The sequence below is a fragment of the Chelatococcus caeni genome (assembly GCF_014196925.1).
Taxonomy (GTDB): domain Bacteria; phylum Pseudomonadota; class Alphaproteobacteria; order Rhizobiales; family Beijerinckiaceae; genus Chelatococcus_A; species Chelatococcus_A caeni.
Window position 1 is genome coordinate 110,553 of record NZ_JACIEN010000005.1, and the last position, 15,714, is coordinate 126,266.

Below are 15,714 nucleotides of genomic sequence, written 5' to 3' on the forward strand. Positions count from 1 at the left end.
GAGGCCAATCGTGAGCGAGGCACCGAGGCTCGACAGACGCAGCTTCCTCAGGGGGCGGATCGCCCCCCGGCCCGAAGCCGTCCGGCCGCCCTGGTCGCGCGAGGCCACGATCACCACCGCCTGCACGGCCTGCGGCGCCTGCGCCGCGGCCTGCCCGCAGCACATCATCACGCCGGACGCCGACGGCCGCCCCGCGATCGCGTTCTCCAGCGAATGCACCTTCTGCGGCGCCTGCGCCGAAGCCTGCCCCGAGCCGGTGTTCGACCTCACCGAACCAGCCTTTCCCCATGTGGCGGCCATCGGGGCGCAATGTTTCGCGGTGCACGGCATCGTCTGCCAGAGCTGCGGCGACGCCTGCCCGGAAGCGGCGATCCGCTTCCGGCCGCGCCTCGGCGGCCCTGCCCTGCCGGAGATCGCGAGCGACCGCTGCACCGGCTGTGGCGCCTGCATCGCCGCCTGCCCGGCCGCGGCCATCGCCACCCGCGTTCCGGCGGAGGCGGCCCATGCCTGAGCCCGCCGTGCCTGAGCCCGTCACGCGTGAGCCCGACACCACCGTCCATATCTCGAGCGCCGTGGTGCGCACCCTGCCGGACCGCTGCGCCGAGGTGGTGAAGCGCGTCGGCACCCTTCCCGACACGGAGATCCACCACGTCGCGGACGGCAGGATCGTCGTGGTGATGGAAGGGCCGGACAGCGCCACCCTCGGCGGGCGCCTGGCGACGATCGCCACCTTCGACGGCGTCCTGTCCGCCAATCTGGTGTTCGAGCAGATCACAACCCTTGCAGACCTCGGAGAATCGCCATGACGCTCTCGCGGCGAGACATGTTGAAGGCGCAGGCCGCCAGCGTCGCGGCCATGGCAGCCGGCATCCACACGGCCGCCGCCCAGCCGGTCATGGGCGGCGTCGAGACGCTGGAGATCCAGTGGTCGAAGGCGCCCTGCCGCTTCTGCGGCACGGGCTGCGGCGTCATGGTGGGCGTCAAGGAAGGCAAGGTCATCGCCACCCACGGCGACGTCAAGGCCGAGGTCAACCGCGGCCTCAACTGCATCAAGGGCTACTTCCTCTCCAAGATCATGTACGGCGCCGACCGGCTGACCCAGCCGCTGCTGCGCAAGAAGGGCGGCGTCTACGCCAAGGATGGCGACTTCACGCCCGTGACCTGGGACGAGGCCTTCGACGTCATGGCCACCAAGGCCAAGGAGGTCCTGAAGGCGAAGGGGCCGGAAGCGGTCGGCATGTTCGGCTCCGGCCAGTGGACGATCTGGGAGGGCTATGCGGCGACCAAGCTGATGCGCGCCGGCTTCCGCTCCAACAACCTCGACCCCAACGCCCGCCACTGCATGGCCTCGGCGGCCTATGCCTTCATGCGCACCTTCGGCATGGACGAGCCGATGGGCTGCTACGACGACATCGAGGCCACGGACGCCTTCGTGCTGTGGGGCTCGAACATGGCGGAGATGCACCCGATCCTGTGGACGCGCATCGCCGACCGGCGGCTCGGCCATCCGCATGTGAAGGTGGCCGTCCTCTCCACCTTCACCAACCGCAGCGCCGATCTCGCCGACATCCCCATCGTCTTCAAGCCGGGCACCGACCTCGCCATCCTCAACTACATCGCCAACCACATCATCACGACCGGGCGCGTGAACGAGGATTTCGTCGGCAAGCACACCACCTTCTTCAAGGCGGCGGTGGACATCGGCTACGGCCTGCGCGACGACGACCCGCGCGAGGTCAAGGCGCGCAAGGCGAAGGACGTCACGGCCATGGAGCCGAGCGACTTCGAGACCTTCAAGCGCTTCGTCGCCGACTACACGCTCGAGAAGGTGTCCGAGCTCTCCGGCGTCGAGCCGGGCTTCCTCCAGGAGCTCGCCGAGCTCTATGCCGACCCCGCCCGCAAGGTCGTCTCGCTGTGGACCATGGGCTTCAACCAGCATGTGCGCGGCGTGTGGGCGAACCAGCTCGTCTACAACCTGCACCTGCTGACGGGCAAGATCTCCGAGCCGGGCAACAGCCCCTTCTCGCTGACCGGCCAGCCCTCCGCCTGCGGCACGGCCCGCGAGGTCGGCACCTTCGCGCACCGCCTGCCGGCCGACATGACGGTCACCAACCCAGAGCACCGCAAGAAGGCCGAGGAGATCTGGCGCGTCCCGCACGGCATCATCCCGGAGAAGCCCGGCTACCACGCGGTGCAGCAGGACCGGATGCTGCACGACGGCAAGCTCAACTTCTACTGGATCCAGGTCAACAACAACCTGCAGGCGGCGCCGAACAGCTCGAACGAGACCTATCCCGGCTATCGTAATCCCGAGAACTTCATCGTCGTCTCCGACGCCTATCCGACGGTGACGGCGCTCGCCGCCGATCTCATCCTGCCCGCGGCCATGTGGGTCGAGAAGGAGGGCGCCTACGGCAATGCCGAGCGGCGCACGCATTTCTGGCACCAGCTCGTCAATGCGCCCGGCGAGGCGCGCTCCGACCTCTGGCAGATGATGGAATTCTCCAGGCGCTTCACGACCGACGAGGTGTGGCCGGCGGAGATCCTCGATCAGAACCCGAACTACAAGGGCATGACGCTGTTCGACGTGCTGTTCCGCAACGGCAACGTCGACCGCTTCGCCCTCGCCGAGCTCGATCCGAACTACGAGAACGTGGAGGCCAGGCACTTCGGCTTCTACGTGCAGAAGGGCCTCTTCGAGGAATATGCGGAGTTCGGGCGCGGCCACGGACACGACCTTGCGCCCTTCGACACCTATCATAAGGAGCGCGGCCTGCGCTGGCCGGTGGTCGAGGGCAAGGAAACCCTGTGGCGCTACCGCGAGGGCTACGACCCCTATGTCGAGAAGGGCAAGGGCGTTCAGTTCTACGGCAATCCGGACGGGCGCGCGAAGATCGTCGCCGCACCCTACGAGCCGCCGGCCGAAGTGCCGGACGCGGAGTTCGACCTGTGGCTCGTCACCGGCCGCGTCCTGGAGCATTGGCATTCCGGCTCCATGACCATGCGGGTGCCCGAGCTCTACAAGGCCTTCCCCGGCGCGCGCTGCTTCATGCATCCCGACGATGCGCGCCAGCGCGGGCTCAACCACGGCGCCGAGATCCGGCTGATCTCGCGCCGCGGCGAGATCCGCACCCGCGTCGAGACGCGCGGGCGCAACCGCATGCCGCCCGGCGTCGTCTTCGTGCCCTGGTTCGACGCGAGCCAGCTCATCAACAAGACGACGCTCGACGCCACCGATCCCATCTCCAAACAGACGGACTTCAAGAAATGCGCGGTCAAGGTCGTCCCCGTCTGAACCCGCCGGCCGGCGCCATCCGCGCCGGGCTCGCCGCGGCCTGTCTCGTGCTCTTCGCCGGCGCCCTGTCGGCCGCGAGCGATGCGCCGCAGGTGGTGCCGCGCCTGACCGGCGAGGCCGAGCCGATGAGCGAGGTGAAGGCCCCGCCGCTTGCGCGCCCGATCGTCGACGACGTCAAGCGCATGCGCAACTATCCCGAGCAGCCGCCGGTGATCCCCCATTCCATCGAGGGCTACCAGCTGACGCTGAACACCAACCGCTGCCTGTCCTGCCACAAGCGCGAGTTCACCGAGGGCTCCGGCGCGCCGATGATCAGCGTCACGCATTTCATGGACCGGGACGGGCAGGTGCTGTCGGATGTCACGCCGCGGCGTTACTTCTGCACCCAGTGCCACGTGTCGCAGACCGATGCGTCGCCGCTCGTGCCCAATCTCTTCCAGGACGCCAGCAAGCTCGGCGGACGGCAATAAGGGGCTGCCATGCAGGGGCTGAGAAACCTCTTCGGACGGCTGTGGCAGGTCTGCCTGCGCTTCTGGCACGTCATCTCGCGGCCGAGCGCCTATCTCAGCCTGGGCTTCCTGACGCTCGGCGGCTTCATCTGCGGCGTCATTTTCTGGGGCGGCTTCAACACCGCGCTCGAGGTCACCAACACGGAGAAGTTCTGCGTCTCCTGTCACGAGATGCACGACAACGTCTATCAGGAGCTCACCCAGACGGTGCACTTCTCGAACCGCTCGGGCGTGCGCGCGAGCTGCCCCGACTGCCACGTGCCGCACAACTGGACGGACAAGATCGCCCGCAAGATGCAGGCTTCGAAGGAAGTGTGGGGCAAGATCTTCGGCACCATCAACACGCGCCAGAAGTTTCTCGACGCCCGGCTCGAGCTCGCCAAGCACGAATGGGCGCGCCTCAAGGCGAACGACTCGCTCGAATGCCGCAACTGCCACTCGTCCATCGCCATGGACTTCACGAAGCAGACGCGGCGCGCGGCGGAGATCCACAGCCGCTATCTCGTCACCGGCGAGCGCACCTGCATCGACTGCCACAAGGGCATCGCCCATCTCCTGCCGGACATGACGGGCATCGAACCGGGCTGGACGGTGGACCCCGAGCTCGAAGCCTCCGGCCGCCAGTCCTGGCACGGCGGCAGCGACGGCCTCGACGCCGTCCGCGCCTATCTCGCCGGTATCGAGGCGCAATAGTCGCTTAGCCGAAGAACAAACGCTCCCTCTCCCGCGTCATGGCCGGGCTCGTCCCGGCCATCCACGCCTCCGACGTTGGACGTCGTTCCAAGGCATGGATGCCCGCGACGAGCGCGGGCATGACGGTGGGGCTTGTTGCGTCTCGCCGCAGCACGGGCGCTCCATGGCACTTCGTCGACGCCAGGAACAGGAACGCGCGGGCGACATTTCCGCCGCTGATCCGGCCCTCGCCACCGTCATGGCCGGGCTTGTCCCGGCCATCCACGCTTCCGACGTTGGACGTCTTTCCAAGGCGTGGATGCCCGCGACAGGCGCGGGCCTGACGGCGCGGCTACGCGAGGACGAGACTCGCACAGGCTGCCGGCGTTCAAAGCCGGAAGGCCGCCAGCCGCTCCGGCAGGCGGGCGATCTCCTCCGCCTCCACATTGGCGAAGGCGACGCGCACATGGGCGTCGGCCGTCTCGCCGAAATAGCTGCCCGGCAGCGCGAGCACGCCGCGCTCGGCGGCGAGCCGCTCGGCCACGTCCCGCCCCCGCCGGCCGGGGAAGGGATGGCGCAGATAGGCGAAATAGGCGCCGATCGAGGAGATGCCCCACTCCGGCACCTCGGCAAGCGCGGCACGAAAGGCGGCAAGCCGGCGGTTGATGTCCTCGGCATTGGCGGCGCGCCACGCGGCCAGCGCCGGGATCGCCCAGGCGAGCGCCGCCTGGCCGGTGCGCGGGGCGCAGATCTGCAGGCAGTCGAGCACCTTGGTGATCTCGGCGATGACGGGCGCACCGGCGACGAGGGCGCCGAGCCGGTGCCCGGGAATGCCGTAGGCCTTCGAGAAGCTGTAGAGCTGGATGACGTTGTCGCGCCACGTCTCCCCCGCCAGCAGCTCATGCGGCCGGCCCGCCTCCGGCGGCAGGAAGTCGCGGTAGGTCTCGTCGATGACGAGCCACAGGTTACGCCGCCGGCAAAGCTCCGCAAAGCGGGCGATGACCTCGGGCGGGTAGACGGCACCGGTCGGGTTGTTGGGCGTGACGAGGACGATGGCGCGCAGGCGCTCGTCGACGAGCGCCTCGGCCGTCTCCGGATCCGGCACGAAGCCGGCCTCCGGGTCACAGGGCAGCGGCCGCGCCTCGATGCCCAGCATCGCCAGCGTCATCTGGTGGTTGAAGTACCACGGCGTCGGCAGGAGCACGGCCTCCCCGGCCCGCGCGAGTGCGAGCATGGCGACGAAGAAGGCCTGGTTGCAGCCGGCGGTGACGGCGATCTCCTCCGGCCTCACCCGTCCGCCGTAGAGCCCGGACACATGCTGCGCATATGTTTCGCGCAGGGACCTGTCGCCCGTGATGGCGCCGTAGCGGGCGGCTTCCGCACTGGCGGCCGCCTCGGCCAGCTTCTCGAGCATGTCGGCATGGGGCGGGCGGCCCGGCACGGCCTGCGACAGGTCGACGAAGGGGCCGAAGGCGCCGTCATAGGCGGCGCGCCAGGCCTGCGCTTCGGGGATGGGCGGGCTCGCCGTGGCGGCGAGAAGGGGATTGACCAGCATCGGATGTGTCTCGGGCGGGAATAGCGGCGCGCGTGTCGCCGCGGGTTAGCCTGTCAGGAAGCGCGTTGCAACACGCGCCGGCGGGTTCGCGCCCGGCGCGGCGCTCGCTCCGGCCGCGCCTCGTCCCGGGCACGCTCGGCGAAGAGCCAGTCGATGAAGGCGCGCACCATCGGCGTGTTGCGCAACTCGCTGCGGGTGACGATGAAGAAGGCATCGGGCGCGGGCACGGCAAGGTCGAAGGGCACGATCAGCCGCCCGTCTGCCAGGAGCCGGCTCACCGTCACGGTGTCGCCGAGCGCCACCCCCAACCCGTTGATCGCGGCCTCGAGGGCAAGATGGGCGTTCGACATGAGATGCCGGCGGCCGTAGGCCAGCGTCGGCGCCCCAGCGGCGGCGAGCCAGCTGTTCCATTCGCGCCCGTCGTCGCCGTGCAGGAGAACGTGGCTGGCGAGATCCGCCACCTCGCGGAGCGGCCGGCTGTTGGCGAGCGTCGGACTGCAGACGGGAAAGAGCGAGATGTCCGTCCAGGGCTCGACGACGCGGTCCGGCCAATGGCCGTCGCCGTAGACGAGGGCGAGGTCCACCCGGTCGGAATAGATCTCGCGCGGATCGTTCGAGGCGATGAGCTTGAGGCGCACGCCGGGGTACCGCTCGGTGAAGCTGCCGAGCCGCGGCACCAGCCAGAATGACGCCACCGCCTGGACGCAGCTCACCACCAGCTCGCCCTCGGTCGTCGGTCGCGTGAGCAGGGCGATCGCCTCGGCGATGGAATCGAAGGCGCCCGCGACGACGGGCAGCAGCGCCGCCCCGTGCGGCGACAGCGCGAGCCGTCCGCCCCGCCGCTCGAACAGCTGCACCTTGAGCGCTGTCTCCAGCGCCCTGATCTGATGGCTCACCGCCCCGTGCGTCACGTGCAGCTCGGCCGCCGCGCGCGAGACGGACAGGTGACGCGCCGTCACCTCGAAGGCGCGCAGGGGATTGAGGGGCGGCAGGCGTTTGGACACGGCGCCATCGTCCGGACTGTGAAAATTCCTCACAGATTAGCCTCTAATAATCTCGCTTGCCAGCAGCCGGGCGAGACTGCAGCATTATCGGATCAAGAGGCTCGCATATACCGAGTGCATATAAATTGATATATATTTATGAAAATGCCAAAAAACAAGCATTCATGAACGATACCATGGCTCATTTGCGGCATTGTAATTAGAAAATGCGCGATCCATAACTTGCGGCGCGCAGAGTGAATGCAATACCAACACGGTGATCGGACGCCTGCCATGACGATTGATGAGAAAGATCTTCAGCGGTTGCGGGAGAAATACGGTGCCGGACATGGTGGCTCCGTCTTCGATCCGCGCTTCCGCAAGGTGGCCGAGCGCATCTTCAGCGCCAAGGGCACGCGCGCCCTGCCCTATGGCGGCGTGCCGACCTTCCTGTCGGCGCCATACCGCCCGGTCGGCCCCGAGGAGACGACCTTCGGCGACCTTCAGGTGGCGCTCGTCGGCGTGCCCATGGACCTCGGCGTCACCAACCGCTCCGGCTCGCGCTTCGGCCCGCGGGCGCTGCGCACCATCGAGCGCATCGGCCCCTACAACCATGTGCTCGACTGCATACCCGTCGGCGAGCTCACCGCCGCGGATGTCGGCGACGTGCCCTTCCGCAGCCGCTACGATCTCGAGGGCTGCCATGCCGACATCGAGGCCCATTTCCGCCGCTTCCTCGAACAGGGCGTCGCGACGCTCGCGGTGGGCGGCGACCATTCGATCACCCATCCCATCCTGCGCGCGGTCGGCCGCGAGGCGCCGGTCGGCCTCATCCACATCGATGCCCATTGCGACACGGGCGGCGCCTTCGACGGCACCAAGTTCCATCACGGCGGCCCCTTCCGCAACGCCGTGCTCGACGGCGTGCTCGACCCGAAGCGCACCATCCAGATCGGCATCCGCGGAGCGGCCGAATATCTGTGGGAGTTCTCCACCGATTCCGGCATGACGGTGATCCACGCCGAGGAATTCGCCGCGATGGGGCCCGCGGCGGTCATCGCCCGGGCGCGCGAGGTCGTCGGCGACGGCCCGACCTATCTCTCCTTCGACATCGACAGCCTCGATCCGGCCTTCGCGCCGGGCACCGGCACGCCCGAGGTCGGCGGGCTGTCGACGCGCGAGGCGCAGCAACTCCTGCGCGGCCTCAAGGGGCTCAACATCGTCGCCGGCGACGTGGTGGAGGTCGCGCCGCAATACGATGCGACGGCCAATACCGCCCATGCCGGCGCGCAGATGCTGTTCGAGATCCTCAGCCTGATGGTCTTCAGCCCGTCCATCGGCGGCAGGAAGGAGTGAAAACCGCGTGCCGCCGGCGGCAAACGGCGGCAAGATACGTCAAACGGCGATTCAACGCCGGGACATCGAGGGGATTGTCATGATGAGACCGACACAGGGCGTAAACCGCCGCAGGATCCTTGCCGGCGGGGCCGCCGGCCTTGCCGCGCTCGGCATGCCGACCATCCTGCGCGCCGCCGAGAAGACGCTGAAGGTCGGCGTCTACGGCGGCTTCTTCAAGGATTCGTTCGACAAGCACATCTTCCCGGAGTTCACCAAGGCGACGGGCATCGCGGTCGAGAGCATCGCCGAGCCGACGGGCGAGGCCTGGCTGGTGCAGCTGTCGCAGGCCGCGCGTGCGGGCGTCGCCCCCGCCGACGTCTCGATGATGTCGCAGACCGCCCTCCTCAAGGGCGAGGCCGGCGACCTGTGGGCGCCGCTCGACCTCGGCCAGATGAAGAACACGGCCAATCTCGTCGAGCGCTTCGTCAACAAGTACCCGGACGGGCGCGTCGCCGGCATCGGCGCCGTCTCCTGGTACATCACGCTCGTCACCAACACGAAGGCCTTTCCCGAGGCGCCGACCTCGTGGGCAGCCCTGTGGGACCCGGCCAACAAGGACAAGCTCGGCCTGCTCGCCCTCGTCTCCAACTCCTTCCTCCTCGAGGTGACGGCTGCCACCTTCTTCGGCGGCACCAAGGCGCTCGACGACGAGGCCGGCCAGCTCAAGGCCTTCGAGAAGCTTGCCGAGGTCAAGCCCAACGTGAAGCTGTGGTATCGCGACGAGGCGCAGTTCGAGCAGGCGCTGAAATCGGGCGAGATCCCGATGGGCCAGTACTATCACGACGTCACCGGCCTTGCCGCCGCCGACGGGCACCCGGTGCGCTCCACCTTCCCGAAGGAGGGCGGCATCCTCGATTCCGGCTCCTGGGCGGTCTCGCGCGCCTCCAAGGCGCTCGACGAGGCCCATGTCTTCATCAACTACATGTGCCAGCCGGAGATCCAGGCGCTGATGTCGCGCAAGGTCGGCACCTCGCCCACGGTGCGCCGCGACCTGCTCGACCTGACCGATGCTGAATTCGCGGCCGTTTCCTCCGACATTCCGCCGATCGTGCCGCGCTACGACCTCTACCTGTCGCGGGCCGACTGGCTGAACCAGAAATGGACGGAGATGATCGTCGGCTGAGGGGAGGCAATCGGCGGTAGGCAGTCGTCAGGTCTTTGCGCTACCGACTGCCCATTGCCGACTGCCGCAAAGGGATTCCCATGACCGGCCTCGTCCTCGACAACATCACGAAGCGCTTCGGCTCCGTCGCCGCCGTCGACCGGGTGAACCTCTCCGTGCCCGACGGCAGCTTCGTCTGCCTGCTCGGCCCCTCGGGCTGCGGCAAGACCACGCTCCTGCGCATGATCGCGGGGCTGGAGGAGCCGAGCGAGGGGCGCATCCTCGTCGGCGGCGCGGACGTGACGCGGGCGCCCGCCCACCAGCGCGACTTCGGCATGGTCTTCCAGTCGCTGGCGCTGTTTCCCCACCTCTCCGTCGGCGAGAACATCGCCTATCCCCTGCGCATCCGCGGCGTGGCGAAGGCGGAGCAGGCGCGTCGCGTCGAGGAGCTGCTCGCGCTCGTGCGCCTGCCCGGCTTCGGCGAACGGCCGGTGTCGAAGCTCTCCGGCGGCCAGCGCCAGCGCGTCGCCATCGCCCGGGCGCTGGCGCTCCAGCCGCGGCTCTTCCTGCTCGACGAGCCCCTGTCGGCGCTCGACGCCAAGCTGCGCGAAGCCATGCAGGTGGAGCTGCGGCAGCTGCAGCAGCGCCTCGGCATCACCACCGTCGTCGTCACCCACGACCAGCGCGAGGCCATGACCATGGCCGACCTCGTCGTCGTGATGAACGAGGGACGCATCCGCCAGAGCGCGCCACCCGTCGACATCTACCGCCGCCCGGCGGACACCTTCGTCGCCGACTTCATCGGCATCACCAATCTCATCAGGGCGCGGCGGGGCGCGGACGGCACCGTGCGCGTCCCGGGCGGCACCCTGGCCGGCATCGCCCTGCCGGCGGAGGAGGCGACGATCTCCGTGCGGCCGGAGGACGTGCGCCTCGTGCCGCCACACGAGGCAGCGATCACCGGCCGGGTCGATTTCGTGCGCGACCTCGGCGCCAGCATCGAGATCTATGTCGAGGCGGACGGCCAGAGGATCGTCGCCGTGGCGAGCCCGCGCGAGCGGCCGGACCTCCAGCCCGGCGCCCCGGTGGGCCTCGCGCTTCCGGCCGACGCCTGCGTGGTGCTCGGCGCATGACGGCGGCACGGCCCCAACGGCTGCGGGACTACGCGCCGCTCGTCTTTCCGGCGCTGATGCTCACCGTCTTCTTCGTGGTGCCCTTCGGCATCATGGTGGCGATCAGCTTCTTCCGCCGCGTGCAGGGCGCCTTCTACGAGCCGGACTTCGTCTTCGACAATTACGCGCGGTTCCTGTCCGCCTTCTTCGGCCAGGTGCTCGGCTTCTCGCTGGTGCTGGCGGCGCTCGTCGCCCTCGTTGCCGTCACCATCGCCTTTCCCTTCACCTTTCTCCTCGCGCGGCTGTCGCGGCGCTGGCAGGTGGTGTGGCTCGTCGCGCTGCTCTCCATCGTCTCGCTGTCCGAGGTCATCGTGGGCTTCGCCTGGTCGACGCTGTTCTCGCGCACGGCCGGCGTCACCAATATCCTCGTCGCGCTCGGCCTCATGAGCGAGCCCATGTCGCTGTCGCCGAGCTTCGGGGCGCTGCTCACCGGCCTCAGCTATCACGCCTTTCCCTATACGGTACTCGTGCTCTATCCGGCGCTCGCCCGGCTCGACCCCACGCTGATGGAGGCGGCGCGCACCCTGGGCGCCTCCCCTCCCCGCGCCTTCGTCACGGTCGTCGTGCCGGCCCTGCGCAACACCATCCTCGCCACCATGATCATGGTGTTCGTCTTCGCGCTCGGCTCCTATCTCCTGCCGCAGCTCCTCGGGCGGCCGAGCAACTGGACGCTGTCCGTGCTCATCACCGACCAGGCGATCTACCAGTCCAACCTGCCCTTCGCGGCGGCGATGGCCGTGTTCCTCGTCCTTGTGAGCCTCGCGCTTGTCGGGCTCTCGCTGCTCGTCGGACGCAAGGAGGCCGCCCAATGAGCCGCCTCTTCACGCGCCTGTTCATGGCCCTTGTCGCCCTGGTGCTGGCGGCCCCGATCGTCGTCGTCGCGGGCGTCTCCTTCAATGCGCAGAGGACGCTCACCTTCCCGCCGGTCGGCTTCTCGCTCGCCTGGTTCGGCGAAGTCTTCACCGACGCCGGCTGGCGCGGCGCGCTCCTCACCAGCCTCGCCATCGCGGCCGGCTCGGCGGCGCTCGCCGTCGCCATCGCCTTCCCGCTCGCCTGGTTCCTGTGGCGCTGGCACGCTCCGTGGGCACGCCTGTTCCAGGCGCTGGGCACGGCGCCCTTCATCCTGCCGCCGGTGATCACCGCCCTCGGCTTCCTGAGCTTCTGGGCGACCGCCGGCTTCTACGGCGCACCCTGGACGGTGGTGATCAGCCACGCGATCTTCCTCGTGACGCTGCCGCTCGTCACCATCACCCTCGGCTTTTCCTCCGTCGACCGCAGCCTGACGGAGGCCGCCGCCACCATGGGCGCCGACGACCGCACCGTGCTGAGAACAGTCGTGCTGCCGCTCGTCACCCCCTATCTCGTCTCCGGCTACGCCTTCGCCTTCGTGCTCTCCCTCAACGAATACATCATCGCCTACATGGTCGCGGGCTTCACCGTGGAGACGCTGCCGATCAAGATCTTCAACGCCCTGCGCTACGGCTACACCCCCACCATGGCGGCGGTGACGGTGTTCTTCGTCGCGGCAGCCGCGCTCATCTTCAGCTTCGTCGCCCGCTTCGGCGACCTGCCACGCCTCCTCGGCGCCTGGTCTTCCAACGAGAGCTGAACCGACCCCCTTTCGTCACGCATCGTGGAGAGGCTCTTCGTCGATATCGTCCTCGGCGTCCTCATCCCCCTCCCCGCCCGGCCTGGTCCAGCCGTCGGCGAGGAGCTTCTCCTTGTCGAGGAGCCCGGCCTCCTCGAGCTGCTCGATGTCGGGCAGCTCGCGCAGGCTGGTGAAGCCGAAGCGGGCGAGGAAGGTCGGCGTCGTCACATAGGTGTAGGGCGCCCCCGGCTGGGGACTGCGCGGCCCGGCGGCGACCAGGCCGGCAGCGCGCAGGCGCGCGACGAGGTCGCGGCCCACCTCCCGCCCGAAGAAAGTGGACAGCTCGCTGCGCGTGATCGGCTGGAAATAGGCGATGGCGACAAGGGCCAGCATCTCCGACGACGACAGCTGCTCGCCCCGCTCGCCCTGCCCGCGCACGGCGCGCACCGCCGCGCCATAGGCACGGCGCGTCCGCATCTGCCAGCCGCCGGCGACGGTGACCACCTCGTAGGGACGGCCGGCAAGCTCGGCGCGGATGTCGTCGATGACGAGATCGACATCGCAGTCGCGGCCGACGATGCGGGCGAGCGCCTCACGCGGCACCGGCTCGGCAGCGGCGAAGAGCACGGCCTCGACCCGCCCCATCCACTCCCGCCAGCGCAGTTCGGCCGGCAGATCGGCAAGCTCCCGGTCGAGCGCATCCTCGTTCTTGCGGCGCGTCGCCATGGCTACAGCCCGTAGAGGCGGAAGCTCGGCCGCCCGGTGAGTTCCCGCACAGCCCCAAGGGCAACGAGCCGCTCGAACAGGCGCCGTCCCGCCCGGTCGCTCGCCCCTTGTCCCACGTCGGCCGCCGCGGTCGCGTCCTCGCGCAGCAACAGCGCGACCGCCCCTGCCGCGGCCTTCGAGCGCAGCCGCGGCGCAGCTGTCACCAGCCTTTCGGCACGCCTTGCGAGATCGCCATAGAGATCGAGCGCCTCGAGCGCGGCGCGCTGATAGGCGAGGCAGCACACCCGCAGCCAGGCTTCCGCACCATCGGACCGGGCCGCGAGGCGCAAGTCGGCGCGGCGGACCTGCGGCGCGATGAGCGGCACGGCCGCGGGCCAGCCCAGTTGCCGGGCAAGCACGACATCCGCCAGCCAGAGCGCCGCGCAGTCGAGTTCAGGCCTTGCCTGCAGGACGGTGGCAGCGGCCCCGACCGCGACGGCAACGGCAAAGCCGCGTCTGTTCGAAGCCTCGTCGGCCACCGCGGCGAGAACCCGCTCGAGCGCCCCCTCCTCGGCGGCATGGCCCGCCTCACGCAGCGCACCCGGCCAGGCCTGCGGGCGCAGGGCTCCCGGCACAGCGAGACGCCGCCAGAGGCCGAGGATGCGACCGCCGGGGCCGGGATCATCGCCCGCCCGGCGCAAATACCAGCTATCCCGCAGGGCCGCCTCGTCCTCGTGGCGGCCGATGAGGCCAATATGGGCGACGGCCGCGCGCAGCGCACAGCGCTGGCGCCACAGGATGCCGAGCCCATGCTCCACGCCGGCCACCGTGTTGAGCAACGCCAGGGCGGCGCCGGCACGGAAGGCCGCCCCGGCCTCGTCCTCCGCGTCGCCGCGGCCACGCACCCAAGGGGGGGGCGGCACGATCGTCCGGGAGGCGAATCGCGGGTTTTCCATGGGTGGAGGCTAACCCAGCGCGGCGCTTTTTCCTACCAGAAGCACCGAAAAGCGCCGCGCTTGTCGAAAGCCGCCTATGTCCGGTAATGTAATATTATCGGACGTACTGGCGACCAGGCCGGATCATGCCTCGCAATAACACCCCGAAGGTAAAAAATGCCTCCCATCCGGCCCTCGAAAACCAGCCGGCCCACGCGCACGCGAGGGCACCCGATGCACCGCACGACGAGGCGGACGGAACGCCCCTCCCCTATGGGAGCGACACGCCGGCCGGCCGGCCTCCCGCCGCCAACACGCGGCTCGCCTACGCGAAGGACTGGAAGCACTTTTCTGCCTGGTGCCGCCGGAGCGGCCATGCCGCGCTGCCGCCCGCCGCGCAAACCATCGCCCTCTATCTCGAAGCCTGCGCCATGGGTGAGGCCGGCGGCCGCGCCCTCTCCCGCACGACCATCGAGCGCCGCCTCTGCGGCCTGGCCTGGAATGCGGCGCAACGCGGCCACCCGCTCGACCGCGACGCCCCACAGATCGCCGGCGCGCTCGCCGGCATCCGCAGCAGGCCGGCCCGCCTGCCGCGCCGCCGGGAAGCCGTCGATGCCGCGGACATCCTCGCCATGCTCGGAACGTTGCCGCACGACCTGCGCGGGTTGCGTGACCGGGCCATCCTGCTCCTCGGCTTCGCTGCCGGGCTGCGTCGCTCGCAGATTGTAGGGCTCGACCTCGGCAGCCGCAGCCCCCTCGAAGGCGACGGCTTGGTCGAGATCCTTCCCGACGGCCTCATCCTCAGGCTGAACGAGACCGGCGGCCGGCGCGAGATCGCGGTCGGCCGCGGATCCGGCGAGAACAGTTGCCCTGTGGCGGCCGTGGAGCGCTGGATCCGCTTCGCCCGGCTCAGCCAAGGCCCCCTTTTCCGCCGCATCGGCCGCGACGGGCACACGGTCGCGGAGGCGCGCCTCACGGACAAGCATGTGGCCCGGCTCGTCAAGCAGACGGCCCGCGCCGCCGGGCTCGACGCCGATCGCACCGCCGCCCTTTCCGCCCAGTCCCTGCGCACGGGCCTTGTTCGCGCGGCAACAATCGGCCGCCACCCGCCGGACGAGAGCGGCGTGCGCAACGGCATGATGCAGGATGAACCCGCGCAACCCGGGCGCGACCGCTTCCGCGTCAATTTGACGAAAGCCCTCGGCCTTTGACGCGGACAGCGGCGGATCAGGCCGAGATCCCCGCAAGGAGCCAGAGATCTGCACGGACCACGGCAGCGCCACGCGCCGGACGAAACCCGATCAACCACCCGAAAGGCGGGTCGGCACCGGCAACCACCGGACCCGCCACGCATCCTTCGGCACCACGGCATGACGGCCGGCCGCCGATCGACACCCTTCTAGGGAGCGGGACTCCCAACGCTACTCCCGGCCGGAAGCAGGGCCCGCCACCTCCCGCAACCTCCACAACCCGATCCGTTGTCAGATGACAACGTCGGATCGGCATCGACAGCACATTCCGCAAGAACGGCCGAACACCCTTCAGCAAGGAGGCGCGACGTGCGCAGCCGTGCGAGACGGCCTCGCTTCGCACAGATCGCTCTCAGTCTTTCACATCAAGGCCATCAGGAGCCACGCCCCCCACCGAAGCTCCGGCGCCCACTCCGACCGAGCTCGCGACCGGCCGCGGCCGCCAACGCCGGCAGCCGATGCCAGGGCATCGTGCCTGCACCGCTTCTAACGGGACGCCTAACAGTCCCCGCCGAGCCGTCTTCGCCAACGGTCCGCGCGAAGAGCAACC

Annotated in this window: 15 protein-coding genes; 11 read left to right on the plus strand and 4 right to left on the minus strand. The window is 69.3% G+C overall.

All coding sequences use genetic code 11. The annotated features are described in order from the left end of the window. Window positions 1-10: 10 nt before the first annotated feature. Genes napF through GGR16_RS18820 form a run of 5 tightly spaced genes read left to right on the plus strand, consistent with a single transcriptional unit; the run spans window position 11 to window position 4,497 of the window. The gene (napF, locus tag GGR16_RS18800; RefSeq protein WP_183317606.1) at window positions 11-511 is read left to right on the plus strand and encodes a ferredoxin-type protein NapF; all 501 of its coding nucleotides are present in this window, start codon (window positions 11-13) and stop codon (window positions 509-511) included. Continuing rightward, the gene (locus GGR16_RS18805) at window positions 504-806 is read left to right on the plus strand and encodes a chaperone NapD (protein ID WP_183317607.1); all 303 of its coding nucleotides are present in this window, start codon (window positions 504-506) and stop codon (window positions 804-806) included. The genes napF and GGR16_RS18805 overlap by 8 nt, the downstream gene beginning before the upstream one ends. Continuing rightward, complete coding sequence (napA, locus tag GGR16_RS18810) at window positions 803-3,295, plus strand: periplasmic nitrate reductase subunit alpha (protein WP_183317608.1); 2,493 nt, start codon at window positions 803-805, stop codon at window positions 3,293-3,295. The genes GGR16_RS18805 and napA overlap by 4 nt, the downstream gene beginning before the upstream one ends. Beyond that, window positions 3,268-3,765 (plus strand): nitrate reductase cytochrome c-type subunit, encoded by a 498-nt coding sequence (locus GGR16_RS18815; protein ID WP_183317609.1) that lies wholly within the window; start codon window positions 3,268-3,270, stop codon window positions 3,763-3,765. Before napA ends, GGR16_RS18815 begins: the two co-directional genes overlap by 28 nt. A 9-nt stretch (window positions 3,766-3,774) precedes the next feature. Next, window positions 3,775-4,497 (plus strand): cytochrome c3 family protein, encoded by a 723-nt coding sequence (locus GGR16_RS18820; protein ID WP_183317610.1) that lies wholly within the window; start codon window positions 3,775-3,777, stop codon window positions 4,495-4,497. A gap of 367 nt (window positions 4,498-4,864) precedes the next feature. Here the strand turns inward: GGR16_RS18820 and GGR16_RS18825 are convergent, their stop codons facing one another. Next, window positions 4,865-6,031, minus strand: coding sequence for an aminotransferase (locus tag GGR16_RS18825; RefSeq protein WP_183317611.1), 1,167 nt, complete (start codon window positions 6,029-6,031; stop codon window positions 4,865-4,867). 53 nt (window positions 6,032-6,084) lie between these two features. Further along, window positions 6,085-7,035, minus strand: coding sequence for a transcriptional regulator GcvA (gene gcvA, locus GGR16_RS18830; RefSeq protein WP_183317612.1), 951 nt, complete (start codon window positions 7,033-7,035; stop codon window positions 6,085-6,087). Between the two features lie 273 nt (window positions 7,036-7,308). On the opposite strand from gcvA, the gene speB reads away from it, so the two are divergent. From speB to GGR16_RS18855, 5 genes are all read left to right on the plus strand, one after another. After that, a complete protein-coding gene (gene speB, locus GGR16_RS18835) occupies window positions 7,309-8,370 on the plus strand; it encodes an agmatinase (RefSeq protein WP_183317613.1) in 1,062 nt (353 codons plus the stop codon). A gap of 79 nt (window positions 8,371-8,449) precedes the next feature. Next, entirely contained in the window at window positions 8,450-9,535 is a 1,086-nt protein-coding gene (locus GGR16_RS18840) for an ABC transporter substrate-binding protein (RefSeq protein ID WP_019402845.1), read from the plus strand. A gap of 80 nt (window positions 9,536-9,615) precedes the next feature. Further along, a complete protein-coding gene (locus tag GGR16_RS18845) occupies window positions 9,616-10,647 on the plus strand; it encodes an ABC transporter ATP-binding protein (protein WP_019402844.1) in 1,032 nt (343 codons plus the stop codon). Then, window positions 10,644-11,498 (plus strand): ABC transporter permease, encoded by an 855-nt coding sequence (locus tag GGR16_RS18850; protein WP_183317614.1) that lies wholly within the window; start codon window positions 10,644-10,646, stop codon window positions 11,496-11,498. The genes GGR16_RS18845 and GGR16_RS18850 overlap by 4 nt, the downstream gene beginning before the upstream one ends. After that, complete coding sequence (locus tag GGR16_RS18855; protein ID WP_183317615.1) at window positions 11,495-12,295, plus strand: ABC transporter permease; 801 nt, start codon at window positions 11,495-11,497, stop codon at window positions 12,293-12,295. Before GGR16_RS18850 ends, GGR16_RS18855 begins: the two co-directional genes overlap by 4 nt. A 15-nt stretch (window positions 12,296-12,310) precedes the next feature. On the opposite strand, the gene scpB is transcribed toward GGR16_RS18855, so the two are convergent. Beyond that, on the minus strand, window positions 12,311-13,000 hold the full coding sequence (scpB, locus tag GGR16_RS18860) for an SMC-Scp complex subunit ScpB (protein WP_183317616.1): 690 nt from the start codon (window positions 12,998-13,000) through the stop codon (window positions 12,311-12,313). 2 nt (window positions 13,001-13,002) lie between these two features. Next, on the minus strand, window positions 13,003-13,902 hold the full coding sequence (locus tag GGR16_RS18865) for a DUF1403 family protein (protein ID WP_183317617.1): 900 nt from the start codon (window positions 13,900-13,902) through the stop codon (window positions 13,003-13,005). A gap of 158 nt (window positions 13,903-14,060) precedes the next feature. Here GGR16_RS18865 and GGR16_RS18870 point away from each other — a divergent pair, with 158 nt between their 5' ends. Continuing rightward, entirely contained in the window at window positions 14,061-15,125 is a 1,065-nt protein-coding gene (locus tag GGR16_RS18870; protein WP_183317618.1) for a site-specific integrase, read from the plus strand. The last annotated feature ends 589 nt before the right edge of the window (window positions 15,126-15,714 follow it).

Bases quoted from the DNA above. Each gene is read 5' to 3' on its own strand.
- GGR16_RS18805 (WP_183317607.1), top strand. From the start codon at position 504: ATGCCTGAGCCCGCCGTGCCTGAGCCCGTCACGCGTGAGCCCGACACC.
- napA (WP_183317608.1), top strand. From the start codon at position 803: ATGACGCTCTCGCGGCGAGACATGTTGAAGGCGCAGGCCGCCAGCGTC.
- GGR16_RS18815 (WP_183317609.1), top strand. From the start codon at position 3,268: ATGCGCGGTCAAGGTCGTCCCCGTCTGAACCCGCCGGCCGGCGCCATC.
- GGR16_RS18820 (WP_183317610.1), top strand. From the start codon at position 3,775: ATGCAGGGGCTGAGAAACCTCTTCGGACGGCTGTGGCAGGTCTGCCTG.
- GGR16_RS18825 (WP_183317611.1), bottom strand. From the start codon at position 6,031: ATGCTGGTCAATCCCCTTCTCGCCGCCACGGCGAGCCCGCCCATCCCC.
- speB (WP_183317613.1), top strand. From the start codon at position 7,309: ATGACGATTGATGAGAAAGATCTTCAGCGGTTGCGGGAGAAATACGGT.
- GGR16_RS18840 (WP_019402845.1), top strand. From the start codon at position 8,450: ATGATGAGACCGACACAGGGCGTAAACCGCCGCAGGATCCTTGCCGGC.
- GGR16_RS18845 (WP_019402844.1), top strand. From the start codon at position 9,616: ATGACCGGCCTCGTCCTCGACAACATCACGAAGCGCTTCGGCTCCGTC.
- GGR16_RS18850 (WP_183317614.1), top strand. From the start codon at position 10,644: ATGACGGCGGCACGGCCCCAACGGCTGCGGGACTACGCGCCGCTCGTC.
- GGR16_RS18855 (WP_183317615.1), top strand. From the start codon at position 11,495: ATGAGCCGCCTCTTCACGCGCCTGTTCATGGCCCTTGTCGCCCTGGTG.
- scpB (WP_183317616.1), bottom strand. From the start codon at position 13,000: ATGGCGACGCGCCGCAAGAACGAGGATGCGCTCGACCGGGAGCTTGCC.
- GGR16_RS18870 (WP_183317618.1), top strand. From the start codon at position 14,061: ATGCCTCGCAATAACACCCCGAAGGTAAAAAATGCCTCCCATCCGGCC.